The organism is Methylosinus sp. Sm6 (assembly GCF_019802345.1).
In the GTDB taxonomy this organism is placed as follows: Bacteria; Pseudomonadota; Alphaproteobacteria; order Rhizobiales; family Beijerinckiaceae; genus Methylosinus.
On the sequence record NZ_JAINDZ010000001.1, the window covers coordinates 90,414 to 108,372 of the forward strand.

Below are 17,959 nucleotides of genomic sequence, written 5' to 3' on the forward strand. Positions count from 1 at the left end.
CAAATTAGCACGAGGTATTTTCCAGGAGAGTCGGCGTCGGCCCGAATCGGGTAAACTGCGGCCAGCTCGAGTCGGCTTCTGGCAAGGCTTCCACCCTCAAGCCATAATGTTCTCCTGTTGGCGTCTTGAACCAAATTGCCTCGATTAAGCCACGCATCAACGCACTAGTGTCGGAAGTGTTGCGGATCATCATCATCGAGCTGGCAAGCTGCTGCAGCTTGACGCCCTTGTTTGCAACATAAAACTCTTTCGAGTCGAGATGGTGATCCATCTGCAACACGAATATCTTTCTGAGATTATTATAGAATAAACTCCAGCGAGTCGACCAATCAGGCATCAAGCTCGCGTAGGTGTCAAATCCAACGCCTCTCTTGTCGATGTCGGTGATATTTGATTTTCCGGCGAAGCCGATCTCTAGCGAGAATTCCTCTGGATACAGAGTTTTTTCGAGGAAATTATTTAACCATTTAAGCGTATCATGCCCTTCTAGCAGTGGGATCAAAGCGCATTCTTTTGTGAGAAGTTCGTCGTGGTTAGGCGAGTTGGTTATCTCACGATCGATACGTCGCATCATTTTATCGAATTCGCTTAGGCGAATTTCGTTGGTATGGGCCCGTTCCTCGAGGGGCTGTAGCTGGAAATAGCTTATCAAGGTCACAGTCGGATGGGCTGAGCTGTCGATCATGCGTCGGAGGCGTCCCTCGGCCTTCAACAGAGCTTCTCTCAGTCGGTCGTTGTCCGAGCGTAGTTCTGCTATCTCTCGTCTCGCATATTCGAGCGCATTGTATGCGTTGGAGCTTACCTCTTTGAGTTTATCAAGATGAGTGGATAGTGCGGTTTGTGCTTCCCGACTTGCGCGCGCGTCACTATCGTCACTTACGAGCTTTTCAATTGAAAATATCAACGCCACAGCGACCAATGCCATCGCGACGTACACGGGCCAAGGCATTCTTTCCGGAAGAGGTATTGAACGCCTTTTGCCACAAATTGATAAGGGTATGCTTTTCCAGCGTATCGCCCAACGCTGGTTCGGAAAATCGTACAAAAATCCCAAAATTGCGATCAGTGCCGGAATGAGCAGAGCGAGAAATCCGTATAGCATCGTCTGGACCTTCCGAACGAACTCTTTTCAAAACGAACTCTTTTCAAGTGGGGAGGCCGCGGAAAGGAGCGGGCATCGAGTATGCTCAATCCGCGCTCGGCAGCCGCCTGATCGTGAACTCGATGCGGCCGTCGTCGAGCTCGCGCCAGAACTCGATCTCGGTCATATAGGCGGCCTTGGGGTAGAGGTCGAACCATTCGCGCGCCTTGGCGCGCGCCTCGCCGCGCTCCAGCGTGAAGGTCTCGCGCCGCCAGCCGTCGGCGCGCGCGCCGCTGCGAATGGCGCGGGCGCGCTCGGCCAGCCGCCGCGCCACATCCCTCGGCTGCCTGGTCACTAGGCTCATGACGCTACTCCCGCGCTCGGACGGTCGTCCGATGATAGCGCGCAAAGCGCGGGAAGGGGAGTCACTCGCCGGCCGAATCGCGGCTCGTCGTCGCCTCCTCGACGAGCCGCGTGACGATCGCCGGGTCCTTGGGGAAGCCGGCGCGGATCCATTTGGCCTGCAATTCCTTCAGCATGGCGCCGAGCGCGCGGCCGGGGGCGAGGCCGCGCGCCATCAGATCGGCGGCCTTGACCGGAAAATCGGGCGAGGGCGTCTCGGCGACGAAGCGCGCGGCGCGCAGCCAGCCTTCGTCGCCGGCCGGTGCGCGGCTCTCGGCATGGACGAGGGCCACGGCGTCGCGCGCGCTGGCGCGCCCATGCACATAGAGCAGCCGCGTCAGCTCCGGCTCGCTCGGCGCCTCGCGCGCGCCATGCAGCTCCACGAGCAGGCGGGCGGTGCCGGCCGCGCGCTTGTGCTCGATATTGGAGAGGCGCAGCCGCTCGCGCAGACGGTCGGCGTCCTCCTCGACCGTCACGGCGAGCGCGATCAGCCGCAGCAGCGGATCGACGAAGCGGCCGAGGGCGTCCTCGATCGCGGCGAGCCGCTCGAGCCGCGCCGGAAAGGTCGCGCCGGCGACGATCTCGAAAATCCCCGCCTGCGACACTTCGCGCGCTACGGCGACGGCGCCGCGCGCGGCCAGCAGCTTGAGAGTTTCCGCGCGCAGGCGCTCGGCGGAGAGCTTTTGCAACGAATGGCGCGCGAGGATCGCGGCGTGGAGGCCGGCGGGATCGAGCGCGCCTGCGCCGAAGGAGGCGTGGAAGCGAAAGAAGCGCAGCACGCGCAGATGATCCTCGGCGATGCGCGTCGCCGGATCGCCGATGAAACGGATATGCCGCGCCTCGAGATCGGCGAGCCCGCCGGCGTAGTCGTGCAGCGTTCCGTCCTGCGACAGCGACAGCGCGTTGATGGTGAAGTCGCGGCGCAGCGCGTCGGCCTCGAAATCATCGCCGAAGCGCACCTTGGCGTGGCGGCCGAAGGTCTCGACGTCCTCGCGCAAGGTCGTGACCTCGAAGGGCGTGCCTTCGACGACGATGGTGACGGTGCCGTGCTCTATGCCGGTCGGCGCGCATTTGAGGCCGGCCGCGGCGGCGGCGGCCATCACCGCCTCGGGGAGGGCGGTGGTGGCGAGGTCGACCTCGTGCGGGCGGCGGCCCATCAGCGAATCGCGCACGGCGCCGCCGACGATGCGCGTCTCGCCGCCGGTCGCGGCGAGCGCGGCGAACAGGCGCCCGATCTTCGGATCGGCGAGCAGGCGCAGCGGCACGGCTATTGGAAACGGCCGGGCGCCAGCCGGCCGTCCTCGATATGGGCGGGCACATAGGCCCCCTGGTTGCGCGTCGTCAGCACGCCGAGCGCGATGAAGCCGGCGACCGCGGCGGCGAGGCCGGCGATGGTGAGCGTCGAGACCACGCTGCGCGTCCACAGCTCGGCGACGAAGGGAAAGCGCCGGCGCGCCAAAAGATAGAGCGCGTAGAGGACGAAGGGGGTGACGAACAGCAGCAGAGGTTGGAGGATGACCCGCCACATTCGATGCGCCTCTTTCTCGCGACTGGCCTTCTGCTCTCGCGTCCTGCCGGGCAACATAGCATGGTCGAGAGAGATCTGCGGCGGATCCGCGGATGATGAATCACGTGGACGGACCGACGCAGGCGTTGGCTAGAGCGCTTTCCGATCCGATCGGATAGCGCTCTAGCGAATCCACTCTGGAGCACAGGGATCGCTCGGGTCCGCCGGCCGCTTGTAGCGAATCTCCGGGCGGCGCGCGTCCGGATTCTCGATCCAACGATTGCCGGGTGCGGTAATGGGCCAGATCGCGCGACCCGAAACCTCATCTGGGAGACCGCCGGCTTTTTCGACGAATTTGGTGGTTATTTCTCCCCGCACGCTGAAACACACATAGTCGCATTCGATAACGGCCTCAGAAGGAAGCCGAAACTCGATATTCGGAAGAATTTGCCGAGGGTTTTCCGCATTCAGGGTGGAGCAGATTGTCACATACCCTCGTAAGCTCTTCTCCGGTTGCGCATGTGCTATGCCAATCGAAAACATGTCCAATTTAATATACTTTATAGCGTTTGTCGATGTCGTGACAAATCTGATCACGAAGCCCGAAAAGCGGTAGATCACGGTGTCGTCATCTCGTGAGATGTCGACGAATCCTTCGAAGCTCAGATCGATATAAGTGCTCGTCAGATCGAGCCGATTTGCGGACATATTGTTTGGCCCCGCTAACGAGGGACGCTCCGGCCTCGCCGGACGTGCAGCAGTGGAAACGCTTTGAGTCGATAGGCCAGCTTTGTCGCAGGGGCAAGCCGGATTAATTATCGTTTAAGTCGACAAGCGCTCCCTGGAGCTTATTCTAGGACCAGTTGCGACGCAGCCGCCGTCGCTAGCGGAGAGCCGTCCATGACCGAGCAAGAACTGGCGACGACATCCGTCGCCGCCGCCGCCGAGCGCGCGCTCGAGCAGATCGGCCGCGCCCGCGAGGCCGTGTCCACGGTCATCTTCGGACAGGAGGAGGCGGTCGAGCAGGCGCTCGTCACTTTGCTCGCCGGCGGCCATGGATTGCTGGTCGGCGTGCCCGGCCTCGCCAAGACCAAGCTGGTCGAGACGCTGGGAAAAGTGCTCGGCCTCGACGAGCGCCGCGTCCAGTTCACGCCGGACTTGCTGCCGGCCGATATTCTCGGCTCCGAGGTGCTGGAGGAGACCGCCGACAAGAAGCGCGCCTTCCGCTTCGTCAAAGGCCCGGTCTTCGCGCAATTGCTGATGGCCGACGAGATCAACCGCGCCTCGCCGCGCACGCAATCGGCGCTGCTGCAGGCGATGCAGGAATATCATGTCAGCGTCGCCGGCGAGCGCCATGATCTGCCGCGCCCCTTCCATGTGCTGGCGACGCAGAATCCGCTGGAGCAGGAGGGCACCTATCCGCTGCCCGAGGCGCAGCTCGACCGCTTCCTGTTGCAGATCGACGTCGATTATCCCGACCGCGCCAGCGAGCGGCGCATTCTGCTCGAGACCACCGGCGACCGCGTGGTCGAGGCGCGGCGCGCGCTCTCGGCCGAGGAGCTGATCGCGGCGCAGCGGCTGGTGCGGCAATTGCCGGTCGGCGACCGCGTGGTCGACGCCATTCTCGATCTCGTCCGCGCCGCGCGGCCGGGCGACGGAAACCCGGAAATCGCCGCCCATGTCGCCTGGGGCCCCGGTCCCCGCGCGGCCCAGGCCCTGATGCTGGCGACGCGCGCCCGCGCGCTCGTCTCTGGGCGGCTCTCGCCCTCGCTCGACGATGTGGCGGCGCTGGCGGCGCCGGCGCTACGCCATCGCATGGCGCTGACCTTCGCCGCGCGCGCTCAAGGGCGCAGCATCGTCGAGCTGATCCAAAAGCTGGTCGAGAGGATCGGCTGAGGTGGCGCCCGCCGTCGTCACCAGGGCGCTGGAGCCCGGCGCGCGTCTCGCCGCGAGCGCGCGGGCCATCGACGCCGCCGATCTCGCCGGCCGCCTGCCCGATATCGTCATCCGCGCCCGCGAGGTCGCCGCCAGCGTCGTCCATGGCGCGCATGGGCGCCGGCGGGCCGGCATGGGCGAGAATTTCTGGCAGTTCCGCCCCTTCGGCGCCGGCGAGCCGGCGCATCGCATCGACTGGCGGCGCTCGGCGCGCGATGATCGGCTGTTCGTGCGCGAGCGCGAATGGGAGGCGGCGCATTCCTATTTCCTGTGGATGGATTGCTCGCCCTCCATGGCTTTCGTCTCCTCGCTGGCGCTGGAGCCCAAGCTCGACCGCGCGCTGACGCTCGGCCTCGCCCTCGCCGATGTGCTGATGCGCGGCGGCGAGCGGGTGGGCCTCGCCGGCCTCACCCATGCGATGTCGACGCGCGACATCATCGAGCGTCTGGCCCAGGCGCTGGCCTCGGCCGGCGAATCGGCCCGCGCCGAGCTGCCGCCGGCCGCGCCTCTTCCCGCCGGCGCCAAGGTCCTGCTTTTTTCTGATTTCCTCTGCGATCCGGCCGAGCTCGCCGATCGTCTCGGCCGGATCGCCGCCAATGGCGCCGCCGGCGCGCTGCTGATGATCGCCGATCCGGTCGAGGAGAGCTTTCCCTTCGAGGGCGAGACCCTGTTTCTGGACACCGACAGCCGCGCCACTCTGCGCGCCGGCCGCGCGCAGGCCTGGCGCGAAGCCTATGCCGAGCGCCTCGCCCGCCATCGTGACGAGATCGTCCGCGCCGCCGCCGGCGCCCGCTTCTCGCTGCATCTCCACCGCACCGACCGGCCGGCGGCCGAGGCGGCGCTGACTTTGAGCTTCGCGCTCGCCTCCGGGCTGGAGCGCGTCTGATGGGGCCGCTCGCGCTCTCCTTCGCCGCGCCGATCGCCCTCGTCGGCCTCGTCGCGCTGCCGGCCATTTATCTGCTGCTCCGGGTCTCCCCGCCGCGTCCGCGCGAAATCGTGTTTCCGCCGGTCCGGCTGCTGTTCGATCTGCTGCGCCGCGAGGAGACGCCGGCGCGCACGCCGCTCTGGCTGCTGCTGCTGCGCCTCGCGATCGCCGCCTGCGCGATCTTCGCCATGGCCGGGCCGACCTTGGCGCCGACGGCGTCGACGCCGTTCTCGCGCGCGCCGCTGCTCCTCGCCATCGACGACGGCTGGCCGGCGGCGCCCGATTTCGATCGCCGCATCGAGGCGGCGCGCACGCTGGCGCTGGAGGCCGCGCGCAACGGCGCCGCCGTGGCCGTGCTGCCCATGTCCGAGGCCGATTCCGAGCCGGTTCTCGACGACGGCGGCAAGATCGACGAGCGCCTGCGCGCGCTCGCGCCCAAGCCCTATATTCCCGATCGCGCCGCCGCCGCCGCGCGGCTCGCGTCCTTCGTCGCCGCCCATAAGGGCGCGCGCGTGGTGTGGATCGGCGACGGGCTGGAGCAGGGGGGCGCGCACGCTTTCGCCGACGCCCTCGTCGCGGCGAAGAACGCCGGCGCCGATGTGCGCATCCTCGCCGATTCGCGGATCGCCCGGGCGTTGGTCGCGCCGTCCAATCGCGCCGGCGCGCTCGAGGTCGAGGCGATCCGCGCCGCGAGCGACGCCGCTTCCTCCGGCCGCGTCTCCGCCTTCGACGCGCAGGGGCGCGTCATCGCGCAGGCGCCTTTCTCTTTCGACGGCGACAATAGAGCGACGGCGCGCTTCGATCTGCCGATCGAATTGCGCAATGACGTCGTTCTGCTGCGGCTCGAGGGCGAGCCCTCGGCCGGCGCGGTGGCGCTGCTCGACGGCCGCTCCAAGGTGCGGCGCGTCGCCGTGCTGAGCGGAACCAGCGTCGATCTCGCCCAGCCGCTGCTCGCGCCGCAATATTATCTCGCCAAGGCCTTCGCGCCCTTCGCCGAGGTGCGCATCCCCAAGCCCGGAATCGCCGAGCCGCTGCTCGGCCTCGTCGCCGACCATCCCGACATGATCGCGCTCGCCGATATCGGCGTCGTGCCGGGCGAGGAATTGGACGCGCTGACCCGTTTCGTCGAGGAGGGCGGCGTGCTGCTGCGCTTCGCCGGCCCGCGCCTCGCCAATGGCGCCGACGAGCTGACTCCGGTGCGGCTGCGGCGCAACGGCCGCGTGCTCGGCGGGGCCATGTCCTGGGACAGCCCCAAGACGCTCGCGCCCTTCGAGTCGGGGAGCCCCTTCTTCGGCTTGCCGGCGCCGGAGGAGGTGACGGTGACGCGGCAGGTGCTGGCCGAGCCCGAGCCCGGCCTGCCGGCCAAGACCTGGGCGACGCTGACCGACGGCACGCCGCTCGTCACCGCCGAGCGGCGCGGCAAGGGGCTGATCGTGCTGTTTCATGTCAGCGCCGACGCCACCTGGTCCGATCTGCCGATCTCCGGACTCTTCGTCGACATGCTGCGCCGGATCGCCGCCGAGAGCGGCGCATCGGCGGCGCATCGGGAAGCAGGCGGAGCGGCGCCGGACACAGCTCTCGCGCCGCTGGTCGCGCTCGACGGTCGCGGCGTGATGCGGCCGCCGCCGCCGATGGCGCGGCCCATTCCCGGCGATTTCGACGGTCCCGCCGATCGCGATCACCCGCCGGGCTTTTACGGCCCGGCCGATGCGCCGGTCGCCTTGCAGTCGCTGCGTCCCGGCGATGAATTGCGCCGGCTCGATTATTCCACGCTCGGGCTTCCGGTTTCCACTCTAGAGGGAGACGCGCCGATCGATCTGCGCCCGGCGCTGCTCGCGCTCGTCTTCCTCGGCCTCCTCGCCGATTGGGCGATTCTGCTCGCGCGCGCCGGCGCCTTTCGCGTCGGCGCCGCGACGGCTGTGGTCCTGCTGCTCGCGCTCATCGGCGTCGCGGCGCCGCGCGCAGAGGCCAAGGATGCGCCGAAGGCCGCGGCGGCGCTCTCGCAGCGCGACCGCGACGCGGCGCTTGTTTCGCGTCTCGCTTATGTCGTCACCGGCGACGCCCGCGTCGACGAAACGAGCCGTCTCGGGCTCGAAGCGCTGTCGCGCGCTCTGTCGCAGCGCACGTCCTACACGCCCGGCCAGCCTGTCGGCGTCGATCCGGCGCGCGACGAGCTCGCTTTCTATCCGATGCTCTACTGGCCGATCGTGGCGACCGCGGCTTTGCCTTCGAGCCAGGCGATGTCCAAGGTCGGCCTCTATCTGAAGCAGGGCGGCACCATCGTCTTCGACACGCGCGACGCGCTGGTCGCGCATCCGGACGGGCCGCCGACGGCGGAGACCAAATGGCTGCGCGAGCTGACGCGCAATCTCGACATCCCGGAGCTCGAGGTGGTGCCGCGCGACCATGTCATCACCAAGACCTTCTATCTGCTCGACGGTTTTTATGGCCGCACGGTCAACGGCAAGACCTGGGTGGAGGCGCTGCCGCCCGAGCGCAAGGATGATCCGGGCCGGCCGGTGCGCGCCACCGACAGCGTGTCGCCGGTGGTCATCACCTCCAATGATCTCGCCGGCGCCTGGGCCGCCGGACCCGACGGGCGGCCGCTCTACACGCTCACGCCCGGCGGCGCGCGCCAGCGCGAGCTCGCCATCCGCGGCGGCGTCAATCTGGTGATGTACACGCTGACCGGCAATTACAAATCCGATCAAGTGCATGTCCGCGACCTGCTGGAGCGGCTCGGCCAATGAATGAGCTGTCCCTCGCCTTCACGCCGCTATTGCCCTGGCCGGCGCTCGCCGCGCTCGGCGCCGTCGCCATCGCGCTGGCTATTCTCTCGCTGCGCGCCGGCGGACGTGGAGCGGTTCTGCGCCTCTGCGCCTTCGCGCTCGTGCTGCTGGCGCTCTGCGATCCCTCGCTGGTGCGCGAGCAGCGCGAGCCGTCGAAGACCATCGTTCCCGTGGTGCTCGACCGCAGCGAAAGCCAATCCTTCGGCGAGCGGCAGGCGCAGACCGACGCCGCGCGCGAGGCGCTGGAGCGCGCCTTCGCCGCGCTCGGCGACGTGGAGCCGCGCTTCATCGACAGCGCCCGTCACGGCGGCGACAGCGATGGCACGCGGCTGTTCCAGGCGCTCGAAGACGGGATGAAGGATGTTCCGCGCGAGCGCGTCGGCGCCGCGATATTGGTGACGGACGGAATCGTTCACGACATTCCCGCGAGCGCCGCGGCGCTCGGATTCGTCGCGCCAGTGCATGCGCTCGTCACCGGCCATGAGGGCGAGCGCGACCGGCGCCTCGAGCTGATCGAGGCGCCGCGCTTCGGCATCGTCGGCAAGGACCAGATCATTCGCGCGCGCGTCGTCGACAGCAATATCGGCGGGAGAGAGCCTCTCGTCATCGAGATGCGCCGCGACGGCGAGCCTTTGCCGCGCGTCGTCGCGCGCGCCGGCGAGACGGTCGACATTCCCGTGCGCGTTGAGCATGGCGGACAGAATGTCGTCGAGCTCGAAGCCGCGACGCTGCCGGGCGAATTGACCGCCGTCAACAACAAGGCCGTCGTCGCCATCGAGGGCGTGCGCGACAAGCTCAAGGTCCTGCTGGTCTCCGGCGAGCCGCATCCGGGCGAGCGCAGCTGGCGCAATCTGTTGCGCTCCGACGCAAATGTCGAGCTGGTGCATTTCACCATTCTGCGTCCGCCCGAGAAGCTCGACGGCACGCCGCCGCATGAATTGTCGCTGATCGCCTTTCCGACCGCGGATCTCTTCGGCCGCAAGATCAACGAATTCGACCTCATCATCTTCGACCGCTACTCGAACCAGACGATCCTGCCCTCGGTCTATTTCGACAACATCCTGCGCTATGTCGAGAACGGCGGCGCCTTCCTCGTCGCCACGGGGCCGGATTTCGCCACTGTGCAGGGGCTCTATTACTCGCCGCTGGAGAGCATTATTCCGGCGCGGCCCGACGGCGCGCTGGTCGAGCGCGCCTTTCGCGCCCATGTCACCGCCGATGGCGAGAAGCATCCGGTCACGCGCGGGCTCGAGGGGGCGGGGTCCGATCCGCCGAGCTGGGGCGAATGGTTCCGCCTGGTCGAGGCCGATGTGGTGAAGGGCAATTCGCTGCTCGCCGGCGTCAATGAGCGGCCGCTCCTGGTGCTCGCGCGCGAGGGCAAGGGGCGCGTCGCCGCTCTGCTCACCGATCAGATGTGGCTGTGGGCGCGCGGCTTCGAAGGCGGCGGGCCGCATGTCGACCTCACGCGCCGCCTCGCCCATTGGCTGATGAAGGAGCCCGACCTCGAGGAGGAGGCGCTGCGGGCGAGCACGCATGGCCATGACATTCTGATCGAGCGCCAGAGCCTGACGGAGAGCGACGCGCCGGCGACGATGACCGCGCCCTCCGGCGCGCGATCGCAGATCGCGCTCGCGCCGGCGGCGCCCGGCCTCTCGCGCGCGCATCATGCCGCGCAGGAGATGGGGCTCTATCGTTTCGAGAGCGGCGAGCTGAAGGCGCTCGTCAATGTGGGGCCGGAAAATCCGCGTGAGTTCCGCGAGGTGGCGTCGACGCTCGAGAAGCTGCGCCCTCTGGCCGAGGCGACGGGCGGAACCGTGCGCCGCCTCGCGCGCGCCGCCAGCGGCGCGATCACGCTGCCGCGCATCGTGGAGCTGCGCGAAGCCTCGGTGTTCGGCGGCGTGGATTATCTCGGCGTGAAGCGCACGCAGGCGAGCGCGCTGCGCGGCGTCGAGGTCGCTCCGCTGGCGCTGGGGTTTTTGGGCCTCGCCGCGCTGCTGGGCGCCATCGTCGCCGCTTGGGCGTGGGAAGGGCGACGGTAGAGGCGGATGCTCGCCGTTCTCCCTTCTCCCGCATGCGGGAGAAGGAACGCGCCGCTGGTCTCACGCGTCGTGCTCGAGCAAATCCGGCAGGCGCTTCGCCAGGCTGCGCAGCACGCTGTCGGCGCCCTTCAACATGATGTCATAGAGCACGTCGGCCGCCGGGCCGGCGTCGATGCCCTCCTGGACGAAGTGGAAATGCGTGTGGCCGCCGGGCAGCTCCGCGATCGTCCAGGTCACCACCACATCCATGTAATGGCCGAAACCCTTCAGCTCTTCGTGGCCGCCCTTCCAGCTGAATTGCAGCATCTTGCCCGGCTCGACGGCGAGCACCTTGCACTGGAACTCGCCGTCCCAGCGCTCGATCGGCCGGCTCCAGATGGTGAAGGAGTGCTTCTCGACAGGCTTGATGTCGTTGGGAAAGAACCAGACGGCGAGCCATTCCGAATCGGTCATGGCGCGCCAGACGGCGTCGACGGGATGGTCGAGTTCCTTGTCGGTGGTGATGCTTCGCGTCTCGGTCACGGCGCCTTGCTCCTGTTTCAGAATACAAAGCAACAACCGCGCCAGCGCAGGCGCCGGACGTCTTTCGTTGTTTCGAGAAGCGAGCCTGAAGGCTCGCTTCTCGGCCGCTAGAGCGCTTTCCGATCGAACGGAATCGTTCGATCGATCAGAATTCGCTCAAACTAAAGAATCCTAGAGCGTTATCCGATCCGTTCGGATCGGATAACGCTCTAGTCGCGCGGCGCTTTCCACTCCGTGGCGTGCGCCGGCGCATCGGCGGCCACGGGCTTCGGCGCAGGCGCCAAGCCGGCAGGAGCGGAGGCGGCAGGAGCGGAGGCGGCAGGAGCGGAGGCGGCAGGAGCGGGCGCGGCAGGGGCGGGCGCAGCAGGAGCGGGGTCGCGAGGCGTCGGCGCGGCCGTCACGGCGGCGGGCGGCGCTTTCGCAGGCGGCTCGGCGGCGGGCGCCGGAGGGACCGCGGCGGCCGGAGCGGCGGGCGTCTTCATCGCCTTGGACGGCGCGACATGCGGCGCGGCGGGGCGGACGGGCGCGGGCTGCGCGGCCGCGGCGCGGGGCGCCGGCGGCTCGGGCCGCGCCACGACGCGCGGCGGGGCAGGGCGCTTCACCGTCTCGACGCCGCTCATGCGCGGCGCGATTCGCGCCGGGGCGGGGGGCGCGCCCCTATCGAGGCGGCGACGCTCCAAAATTTCGCCGTCCTCGGAGTCGAGCACGAAGCGCACATGGTCGCCGCGCGCGTCCACGCCGATGGCGACGATCACATCGTCCTCATAGAGCGGCGGCCGCGCCAGCCGAAATCCGCGCCGCGCCAGCAGATCCACCACCTCTCGCGGCGAGACTTCCAGCACCGGCTCTTCGATGCGATGCGAGGAAAAGCCGAGGAAAGGCCGGAAGAAGAACTCCGCCGCCGCCGGCGTGGCGAGCGTCGTCGCGGCCGCGGCGAGCGCCGCCAGCAGAATCGTGGATTTCGGCCGCCGGCCGGTCATGCTCATCTTCGGCTCCATAATCGTTCACATCCTGCGTTTTCTCACCGGCTCGAGCTTCGAGCAACATTGCGGCGAGCTTTGGACGCAAAGGCCGCGCGCCGGCGTTGGAGCGGAAACCGCTCCAGCGCCCCGCTCGCCCTTATCGTCAGCCTTTGAGGTAGAGGTTCTCGCCGCCGCTCGTCTCCCGCTCTGCTCCTCGACCCGCATCGAGCGTCTCGAGGAGATGCGCGAGCTTTCGGTAGAGGTCCCGCTGAAGCTCGCGGCGGCCCTTTTCGAGCGGCTTCATGCGCGCGCCATGCGTCGCGTCATTGTGGTCGAAGGCCCGGCCGAAGATGTCGTCGAGGCGCTGATAGCGCCATTTCCCCGGCTCGAGACGATCCTCGAAGCCGAAAATTCCCTCGCCGCCGACGGGATGCGCGCGCCCGATGAAAGGATAGCGCTGCGATATCGTGTTCACCACGCCGTCATTCTCGCGCCAGAGCTCCATGGTCAGCTCGCCGCCGCCCCAGTCCGGCGTGGGCGCGACGGCGAATTCGGGCCGGGTGGCGATGTAGAAGGCGGAGTCCCGCATCGTCAGCTCCATGGAGCGATGCGGCCGATGCGTCTTGCGCAGGAAGGGCAGCCCCAGAAAGCTTCCCTCGCGCGTCGCGGCGGACACCAGAGAAAGATAGAGGCAGTTCGCGAATGTCCCCATCGATTGGTTGAGGCGCGCGGCGCCCTGCAGCGTGACGTCGAAGCCGAGATTGTCGCCGCTCTCGACGAATCGCGTGGCGTCCAGACGCCGCGCGAACATTTCGCCGCCGTCGTCCTCGCGCGCCCAATGATCGAGATGCAAGTCATAGAGTCGCGACGCGCCGACACGGGACAGGGCCGATACGACGGCGAGTCCGCCGGCGACGAGCGCGCTCGGCAGCATTTTCGGCCTCCCCAGCTCTTCGTCGCAAAATCGATAGGCGAGAGTCGAGCCGTTGAGCGGGGCCGCGATGGCGATGATCGCCTCCACCCAATCGGCGCTCGAGCCCAGCCCCCAGAAATCCTGCGCCAGCAGATTCTGCAGCATCCGGCAGGTCTGGGCGCCGGCGCTGTGGCCGATCAGAATGACCGGCTGTTCGGTCGACCAGTCCGCGACGAAGCCGCGTCCGGAATAATCGCGGGAGAAACGCGCATGGCCGGCCTGCGCGCTATGGCTCTCGCCATAATCGATGCGCGCGCCGGCGATCTGAGCGAAAAGCTCGCAGGCGCAGTCGTGGACCGAGTCGAGCGGGCCGCATTTGGCGAGATGGGTCCGGAAGCGGGGAGAAAACTGCGCCGGCGCGTCGCCCCAATAGGGAAGCCCGCCGAGATCATTCGGCCCCCATCCCATGAGGCCGTGGACGAAAACGATATTGCTCGACTTCATCGGCCGCACTCGCCGCTGCAAGTCGCGCAAGCTACCAGGAAAGCGATCCCGCGTCAGGCCTCCGGTCGAGCTCGCGCCGCGGGGGCTCCTTGCGCCGCGCCGCCGGTTCGGCTAAGGGGCTGTGCTTCATCCACTCCAGCCCGCCGGATGCGCCGTGGCGAAGTCGAAGAAGCCTGTCGCGATCATCATGGGGTCCCAGTCCGACTGGGCGACCATGCGGCATGCAGCCGAGACGCTCGACCAGCTCGGCGTCGGCTATGAGGCGCGCGTCGTCTCCGCCCATCGCACGCCCGACCGGCTGGTCGCCTTCGCCAAGGGCGCCGAGGCCGAGGGCTTCGAGGTGATCGTCGCCGGGGCCGGCGGCGCCGCGCATCTGCCGGGCATGACCTCCGCCTTCACGCTTCTGCCCGTGCTCGGCGTGCCGATCGAGACGGCGGCGCTGTCGGGCATGGATTCGCTGCTCTCCATCGTGCAGATGCCGGGCGGCGTGCCGGTCGGCACGCTGGCCATCGGCAAGGCCGGGGCGATCAATGCGGCGCTGCTCGCCGCCGCCATTCTCGCGCGCTCCGACGCCGAGCTCGGCGCGCGCCTCGCGCACTGGCGCAAGCGCCAGACCGAGCAGGTCGCCGCGGCGCCCTCGGACGACGCCTGACGACGCCTATGCTGAAACCCGGATCGACCATCGGAATTCTGGGCGGCGGCCAGCTCGCCCGCATGCTCGCCTGCGCCGGCGCGAGGCTGGGGCTCAGATCGCATGTGTTCTCGCCCGTCGCGGATGATCCGGCCTTCGAGGTCTGCGCGGCGCGCACCATCGCCGATTATGCCGACGAGGCGGCGCTCGCCGCCTTTGCCGCGGCGGTGGACGTCGTCACTTATGAATTCGAGAATGTGCCGTCCGCCACGGCCGCCTTTCTCGACGCCCATGCGCCGGTGCGGCCCAATCCCCGCGCTCTGGCGCTGACGCAGGACCGCCTCGTCGAGAAGGAGTTCGTGCGCAGCCTCGGCGTCGAGACCGCGCCCTTCGCCGATGTTGCGGACGAGGCCGGCCTCGCGCGCGCGGCGGCCGCGCTCGGCCTGCCGTCGATCCTGAAGACGCGGCGCTTCGGCTATGACGGCAAGGGCCAGAAGACGCTGCGCGACGCCGCCGATGTCGCCGGCGCCCGCGCGCTGCTCGGCGCGCCTTGCATTCTGGAGGGCTTCGTGCCCTTCGCGAAAGAAGTCTCGGTGGTCGCCGCGCGCGGGGCGGACGGAGAGTTTCGCGCCTATGACCTCTGCGAGAATGTGCATGAGAATCATATTCTCGCGCTGACCGTCGCGCCGGCGCGCATTGCGCTGGGCACGGCCGAGCAGGCGGTGGCGATTGCGCGGCGTATCGCCGAGGCGGCCGATTATGTCGGCGTCATCGCGGTGGAGATGTTCGTCGTCGAGGAAGCGGGCGGCGAGCGGCTCGTCGTCAACGAGATCGCGCCGCGCGTGCATAATTCCGGACATTGGACGCTCGACGGCGCCGTCACCTCGCAATTCGAGCAGCATGCGCGCGCGGTGGCGGGCCTGCCCCTCGGCTCGACCCGCCGCCATGGCGCGCGCGTCGAGATGCGCAATCTCATCGGCGATGAGGCGGATCGCTGGCGCGAGATTTTGGGCGAGGAGGGCGCCTGCCTGCATCTCTACGGCAAGAAGGAGACGCGTCCCGGCCGCAAGATGGGCCATGTGACGCGGGTGATCCCGAGCTAGTGGTCTCGCGTCATCCGAATTGAAGGCATGAAGGCCCCTCCCTCACCCTTCCCCCGTTTCGCGCTGCCGCATGCACACATCTCGAAATGCGCAGCGCCGTCATGGCCGGGCTTGTCCCGGCCATCCACGCCATGCCGCGGAGACATGCCGGGAAAGCAGCCGCGATCTGTCGGATTTCACACCTTACGCCAAGCCGCCGAGGCTATCGCCGCCGCAACGTCGACGCCGTGGCTGAAATTGCGAGAAACCTCGGCGTCGCGGCGTGGATGGCCGGGGCGGGCCCGGCCATGACGGCCTCCTGGAAATGTGTGACTCCCTCAGCCCGCTTCGCGGGAGAGGGAGGCGGCGGGGCGTGGACACCGCAGCTTTTCCTTAACCATAATCGGACTGTTAAGATTAACGATTGGCCGCTATCAAAGGTGAAGTCCAAGTTTGTGAAAAAGTCGTAGCGAGCCTGTCCGCGTGAAATTGGTCGTTCGTTTCCTCGGCGCGATGGCGCTGGCGGCGCTCTCCGGGGCGATTGCGCCGGCGCGCGCTTTCGATGTCTTCGGCCTGTTCGGCGCGGAGGAGGAATTGCCTGCGCCGAGCCAGGAGGCGCTGCCCTATCGCATCGAATTCGTCGGGCTCGACGATCAGCCGCAGCTCGAGCGCGTGCTGCAGGATTCGTCCAGCGCCTGGCGCCTGCGCCAGCAGCCGCCCGCGGCGGGCGCCGGCCTCGCGCGTCGCGTCGTCGCCGATCTGCCGCATCTCGTCGAGGCGCTGTGGGCCAATGGCTATTACGACGCCGAGGTGAAAGCGAGCGTCGTCGGCGTCGCCGTGCAGCCGGACGGCCACGGCGCCGATGCGGCCGCTCTCGCCGCCGAGCGGTTGCGCGGCCAGTCGCCGGCGCCGATTCGCATCGAGGTCGCGCTCGGCGAGCAGTTCCATCTGCGCAAGGTCGCAATTCAGGACGCCCGCGCGCGCGCGCCGATCGACGAGGCGCTGCTGCCGCGCAAGGTCTATGAGCCCGACGCCGATTCGCCCGCCCGCGCCGCGGCGCTGCAAACGATGCAGGCGGCGTGGATCGACGAATTGCGCGCTCATTCGCATCCGCTCGCCAAAATCGTGGAGGTGAAGCCGGTCGTCGATCATCGCGAGAAGGCGATGGATGTGACGGTGGCCGTCGATCCGGGGCCGCGCGCCGGCATCGGCGCGGCGAGCCTGAAGGGCTCTCCCGGCGTCGACCCGGATGTGATCCGCTCCTTCATCTATCTCGACGAGGGCGAGGATTATTCGCCGCAAAAGCTCGCCGAGCTGCGCAAATCGGTGGCGCGCATAGAGGCGATCGGCTCGGTGAAGGTCGAGGACGGCGCGGCGCTCGACGCCAATGGCAATCTGCCGATCACGGTGGAGACGGCCGAGCGCAAGCGCCATGCGATCGGAGCCGATCTCATCTTCTCCAATGTCGACGGGCCGGGCCTGCGCGGCTATTGGATGGACCGCAATCTATTCGGCGGCGCCGAGCGGCTGCGCGTCGATCTCGAAGGCGGGCTCGCGCCATTCGGCTCCTCGCCCGGCTATAACGGCCTCTCTTCGGTCCGGCTCAACGATGTCGTCGGGCGCGCGAAGGCGAGCTTTATCGCCCCGGCGCTGCTCGGCGCGCGCGACGATCTGCTCGTCGACGGAACCGCGGTGCGCGAGAAGGTCGACGATTATCGCGCCTATTTCGGAAATCTCACACTGTCCGCGCGCCATCGCTTCAGCGACGTCGCCTCGGTGCAGGCGGGCGTCGAGCTCGAGCGCGGGCACACCTATGACGCCTTCGGCCCGCATGATTATTCGCTGCTCGGCTTCCCGCTGTCGGGCAGCTATGACGGCACGAATAATCTGCTGGCGCCGACCTCGGGCCTGCGCGCCATCGTCAGCGTCACGCCTTATGTGAAGACCTTGTCCGACAGCGTCGGGATGCTGCAGTCGAAGGCGCAGGTCTCCGGCTATCACGCCTTCGACGAGGACGGCTTCTATGTGCTCGCCGGCCGCGTCGCCGCCGGCTCCATCGTCGGCGCCGGCATTGCGGATATTCCGGCGAGCCATCGCTTCTTCGCCGGCGGCGGCGGCTCGGTGCGCGGCTATCGCTATCGCTCCTTGAGCCCGGATGAGGGCTTCGGCTTTCCGGTCGGCGGGCGTAGCCTGCTGGAGGCGTCGCTCGAGGCGCGCATCAAGATCACGCCGGAGATCGGCGTCGTGCCGTTCTACGACATCGGCGCCGCCTTCGCCTCGCCCTATCCGGACTTCCAATCGGAGATGCGCTCCGCCGTCGGCCTGGGCCTGCGCTATTACACGGCGATCGGGCCGGTCCGGCTCGATGTGGCGACGCCGATCGGCCGCCGGCCGGACGAGAATAAATTCGCGATCTTCATCGGCGTCGGGGAGTCGTTCTGATGGCGCTTGCTGCGAGAGCCTTCTCTTTCTTTCTCCCACGCATTTCGACTACGCCCGCAGGTTCGCGTGTAACCCTCTCCCATAGGGCTACCGCATGCACACATCTTGTAATGCACAGCGGAGTCATGGCCGGGACGAGCCCGGCCATGACGGCTTCCTGGAAATATGTGACTCCCTTAGCCCATAGGGAGAGGGTGGCCGCGGAGCGGCCGGGTGAGGGGCTTC

At 67.9% G+C, this 17,959-nt stretch carries 15 protein-coding genes; 7 read left to right on the forward strand and 8 right to left on the reverse strand.

Translation table 11 applies throughout. The features are described 5' to 3' along the window. Positions 1–4: 4 nt before the first annotated feature. From K3F48_RS00425 to K3F48_RS00445, 5 genes are all read right to left on the reverse strand, one after another. Positions 5–1,102 (reverse strand): hypothetical protein, encoded by a 1,098-nt coding sequence (locus tag K3F48_RS00425; RefSeq protein WP_222573425.1) that lies wholly within the window; start codon positions 1,100–1,102, stop codon positions 5–7. Positions 1,103–1,187: 85 nt separating this feature from the next. After that, a complete protein-coding gene (locus K3F48_RS00430; RefSeq protein ID WP_222573426.1) occupies positions 1,188–1,445 on the reverse strand; it encodes a hypothetical protein in 258 nt (85 codons plus the stop codon). A gap of 61 nt (positions 1,446–1,506) precedes the next feature. Then, on the reverse strand, positions 1,507–2,748 hold the full coding sequence (locus tag K3F48_RS00435; protein ID WP_222573427.1) for a CCA tRNA nucleotidyltransferase: 1,242 nt from the start codon (positions 2,746–2,748) through the stop codon (positions 1,507–1,509). Between the two features lie 2 nt (positions 2,749–2,750). Then, entirely contained in the window at positions 2,751–3,011 is a 261-nt protein-coding gene (locus K3F48_RS00440) for a DUF6111 family protein (RefSeq protein ID WP_222573428.1), read from the reverse strand. A gap of 162 nt (positions 3,012–3,173) precedes the next feature. After that, positions 3,174–3,698, reverse strand: a complete 525-nt coding sequence (locus K3F48_RS00445) for a hypothetical protein (protein WP_222573429.1) — start codon at positions 3,696–3,698, stop codon at positions 3,174–3,176. 192 nt (positions 3,699–3,890) lie between these two features. Between K3F48_RS00445 and K3F48_RS00450 the strand changes: the two genes are divergently transcribed. From K3F48_RS00450 to K3F48_RS00465, 4 genes are read left to right on the forward strand one after another with little or no spacing between them, the layout of a single operon-like run. Then, positions 3,891–4,886, forward strand: coding sequence for a MoxR family ATPase (locus K3F48_RS00450; protein WP_222573430.1), 996 nt, complete (start codon positions 3,891–3,893; stop codon positions 4,884–4,886). Position 4,887: 1 nt separating this feature from the next. Beyond that, complete coding sequence (locus K3F48_RS00455) at positions 4,888–5,811, forward strand: DUF58 domain-containing protein (protein ID WP_222573431.1); 924 nt, start codon at positions 4,888–4,890, stop codon at positions 5,809–5,811. Then, entirely contained in the window at positions 5,811–8,600 is a 2,790-nt protein-coding gene (locus K3F48_RS00460) for a DUF4159 domain-containing protein (protein WP_222573432.1), read from the forward strand. The genes K3F48_RS00455 and K3F48_RS00460 overlap by 1 nt, the downstream gene beginning before the upstream one ends. Beyond that, the gene (locus K3F48_RS00465; protein ID WP_222573433.1) at positions 8,597–10,678 is read left to right on the forward strand and encodes a hypothetical protein; all 2,082 of its coding nucleotides are present in this window, start codon (positions 8,597–8,599) and stop codon (positions 10,676–10,678) included. The genes K3F48_RS00460 and K3F48_RS00465 overlap by 4 nt, the downstream gene beginning before the upstream one ends. 60 nt (positions 10,679–10,738) lie before the next feature. Here the strand turns inward: K3F48_RS00465 and K3F48_RS00470 are convergent, their stop codons facing one another. The 3 genes from K3F48_RS00470 to K3F48_RS00480 all read right to left on the reverse strand — a co-directional run bounded on the left by K3F48_RS00470 (position 10,739) and on the right by K3F48_RS00480 (position 13,579). Further along, positions 10,739–11,200: an SRPBCC domain-containing protein gene (locus K3F48_RS00470; RefSeq protein WP_222573434.1), complete on the reverse strand. Its 462-nt coding sequence runs from the start codon at positions 11,198–11,200 to the stop codon at positions 10,739–10,741. A 209-nt stretch (positions 11,201–11,409) separates the two neighbouring features. Beyond that, entirely contained in the window at positions 11,410–12,186 is a 777-nt protein-coding gene (locus K3F48_RS00475; RefSeq protein WP_222573435.1) for a hypothetical protein, read from the reverse strand. Between the two features lie 139 nt (positions 12,187–12,325). Further along, positions 12,326–13,579: a hypothetical protein gene (locus K3F48_RS00480; RefSeq protein WP_222573436.1), complete on the reverse strand. Its 1,254-nt coding sequence runs from the start codon at positions 13,577–13,579 to the stop codon at positions 12,326–12,328. Between the two features lie 187 nt (positions 13,580–13,766). On the opposite strand from K3F48_RS00480, the gene purE reads away from it, so the two are divergent. The 3 genes from purE to K3F48_RS00495 all read left to right on the forward strand — a co-directional run bounded on the left by purE (position 13,767) and on the right by K3F48_RS00495 (position 17,734). Continuing rightward, on the forward strand, positions 13,767–14,231 hold the full coding sequence (gene purE, locus K3F48_RS00485) for a 5-(carboxyamino)imidazole ribonucleotide mutase (protein WP_222573695.1): 465 nt from the start codon (positions 13,767–13,769) through the stop codon (positions 14,229–14,231). A gap of 8 nt (positions 14,232–14,239) precedes the next feature. Continuing rightward, positions 14,240–15,313 (forward strand): 5-(carboxyamino)imidazole ribonucleotide synthase, encoded by a 1,074-nt coding sequence (locus K3F48_RS00490; RefSeq protein WP_222573437.1) that lies wholly within the window; start codon positions 14,240–14,242, stop codon positions 15,311–15,313. A gap of 462 nt (positions 15,314–15,775) precedes the next feature. Further along, entirely contained in the window at positions 15,776–17,734 is a 1,959-nt protein-coding gene (locus K3F48_RS00495) for an autotransporter assembly complex family protein (protein WP_222573438.1), read from the forward strand. Positions 17,735–17,959: the final 225 nt, after the last annotated feature.

Coding starts and splice junctions, on each gene's coding strand:
- K3F48_RS00460 (WP_222573432.1), top strand. CDS start 5,811: ATGGGGCCGCTCGCGCTCTCCTTCGCCGCGCCGATCGCCCTCGTCGGC.
- K3F48_RS00440 (WP_222573428.1), bottom strand. CDS start 3,011: ATGTGGCGGGTCATCCTCCAACCTCTGCTGCTGTTCGTCACCCCCTTC.
- K3F48_RS00425 (WP_222573425.1), bottom strand. CDS start 1,102: ATGCTATACGGATTTCTCGCTCTGCTCATTCCGGCACTGATCGCAATT.
- K3F48_RS00490 (WP_222573437.1), top strand. CDS start 14,240: ATGCTGAAACCCGGATCGACCATCGGAATTCTGGGCGGCGGCCAGCTC.
- K3F48_RS00465 (WP_222573433.1), top strand. CDS start 8,597: ATGAATGAGCTGTCCCTCGCCTTCACGCCGCTATTGCCCTGGCCGGCG.
- K3F48_RS00430 (WP_222573426.1), bottom strand. CDS start 1,445: ATGAGCCTAGTGACCAGGCAGCCGAGGGATGTGGCGCGGCGGCTGGCC.
- K3F48_RS00450 (WP_222573430.1), top strand. CDS start 3,891: ATGACCGAGCAAGAACTGGCGACGACATCCGTCGCCGCCGCCGCCGAG.
- K3F48_RS00445 (WP_222573429.1), bottom strand. CDS start 3,698: ATGTCCGCAAATCGGCTCGATCTGACGAGCACTTATATCGATCTGAGC.
- purE (WP_222573695.1), top strand. CDS start 13,767: ATGGGGTCCCAGTCCGACTGGGCGACCATGCGGCATGCAGCCGAGACG.
- K3F48_RS00480 (WP_222573436.1), bottom strand. CDS start 13,579: ATGAAGTCGAGCAATATCGTTTTCGTCCACGGCCTCATGGGATGGGGG.
- K3F48_RS00475 (WP_222573435.1), bottom strand. CDS start 12,186: ATGAGCATGACCGGCCGGCGGCCGAAATCCACGATTCTGCTGGCGGCG.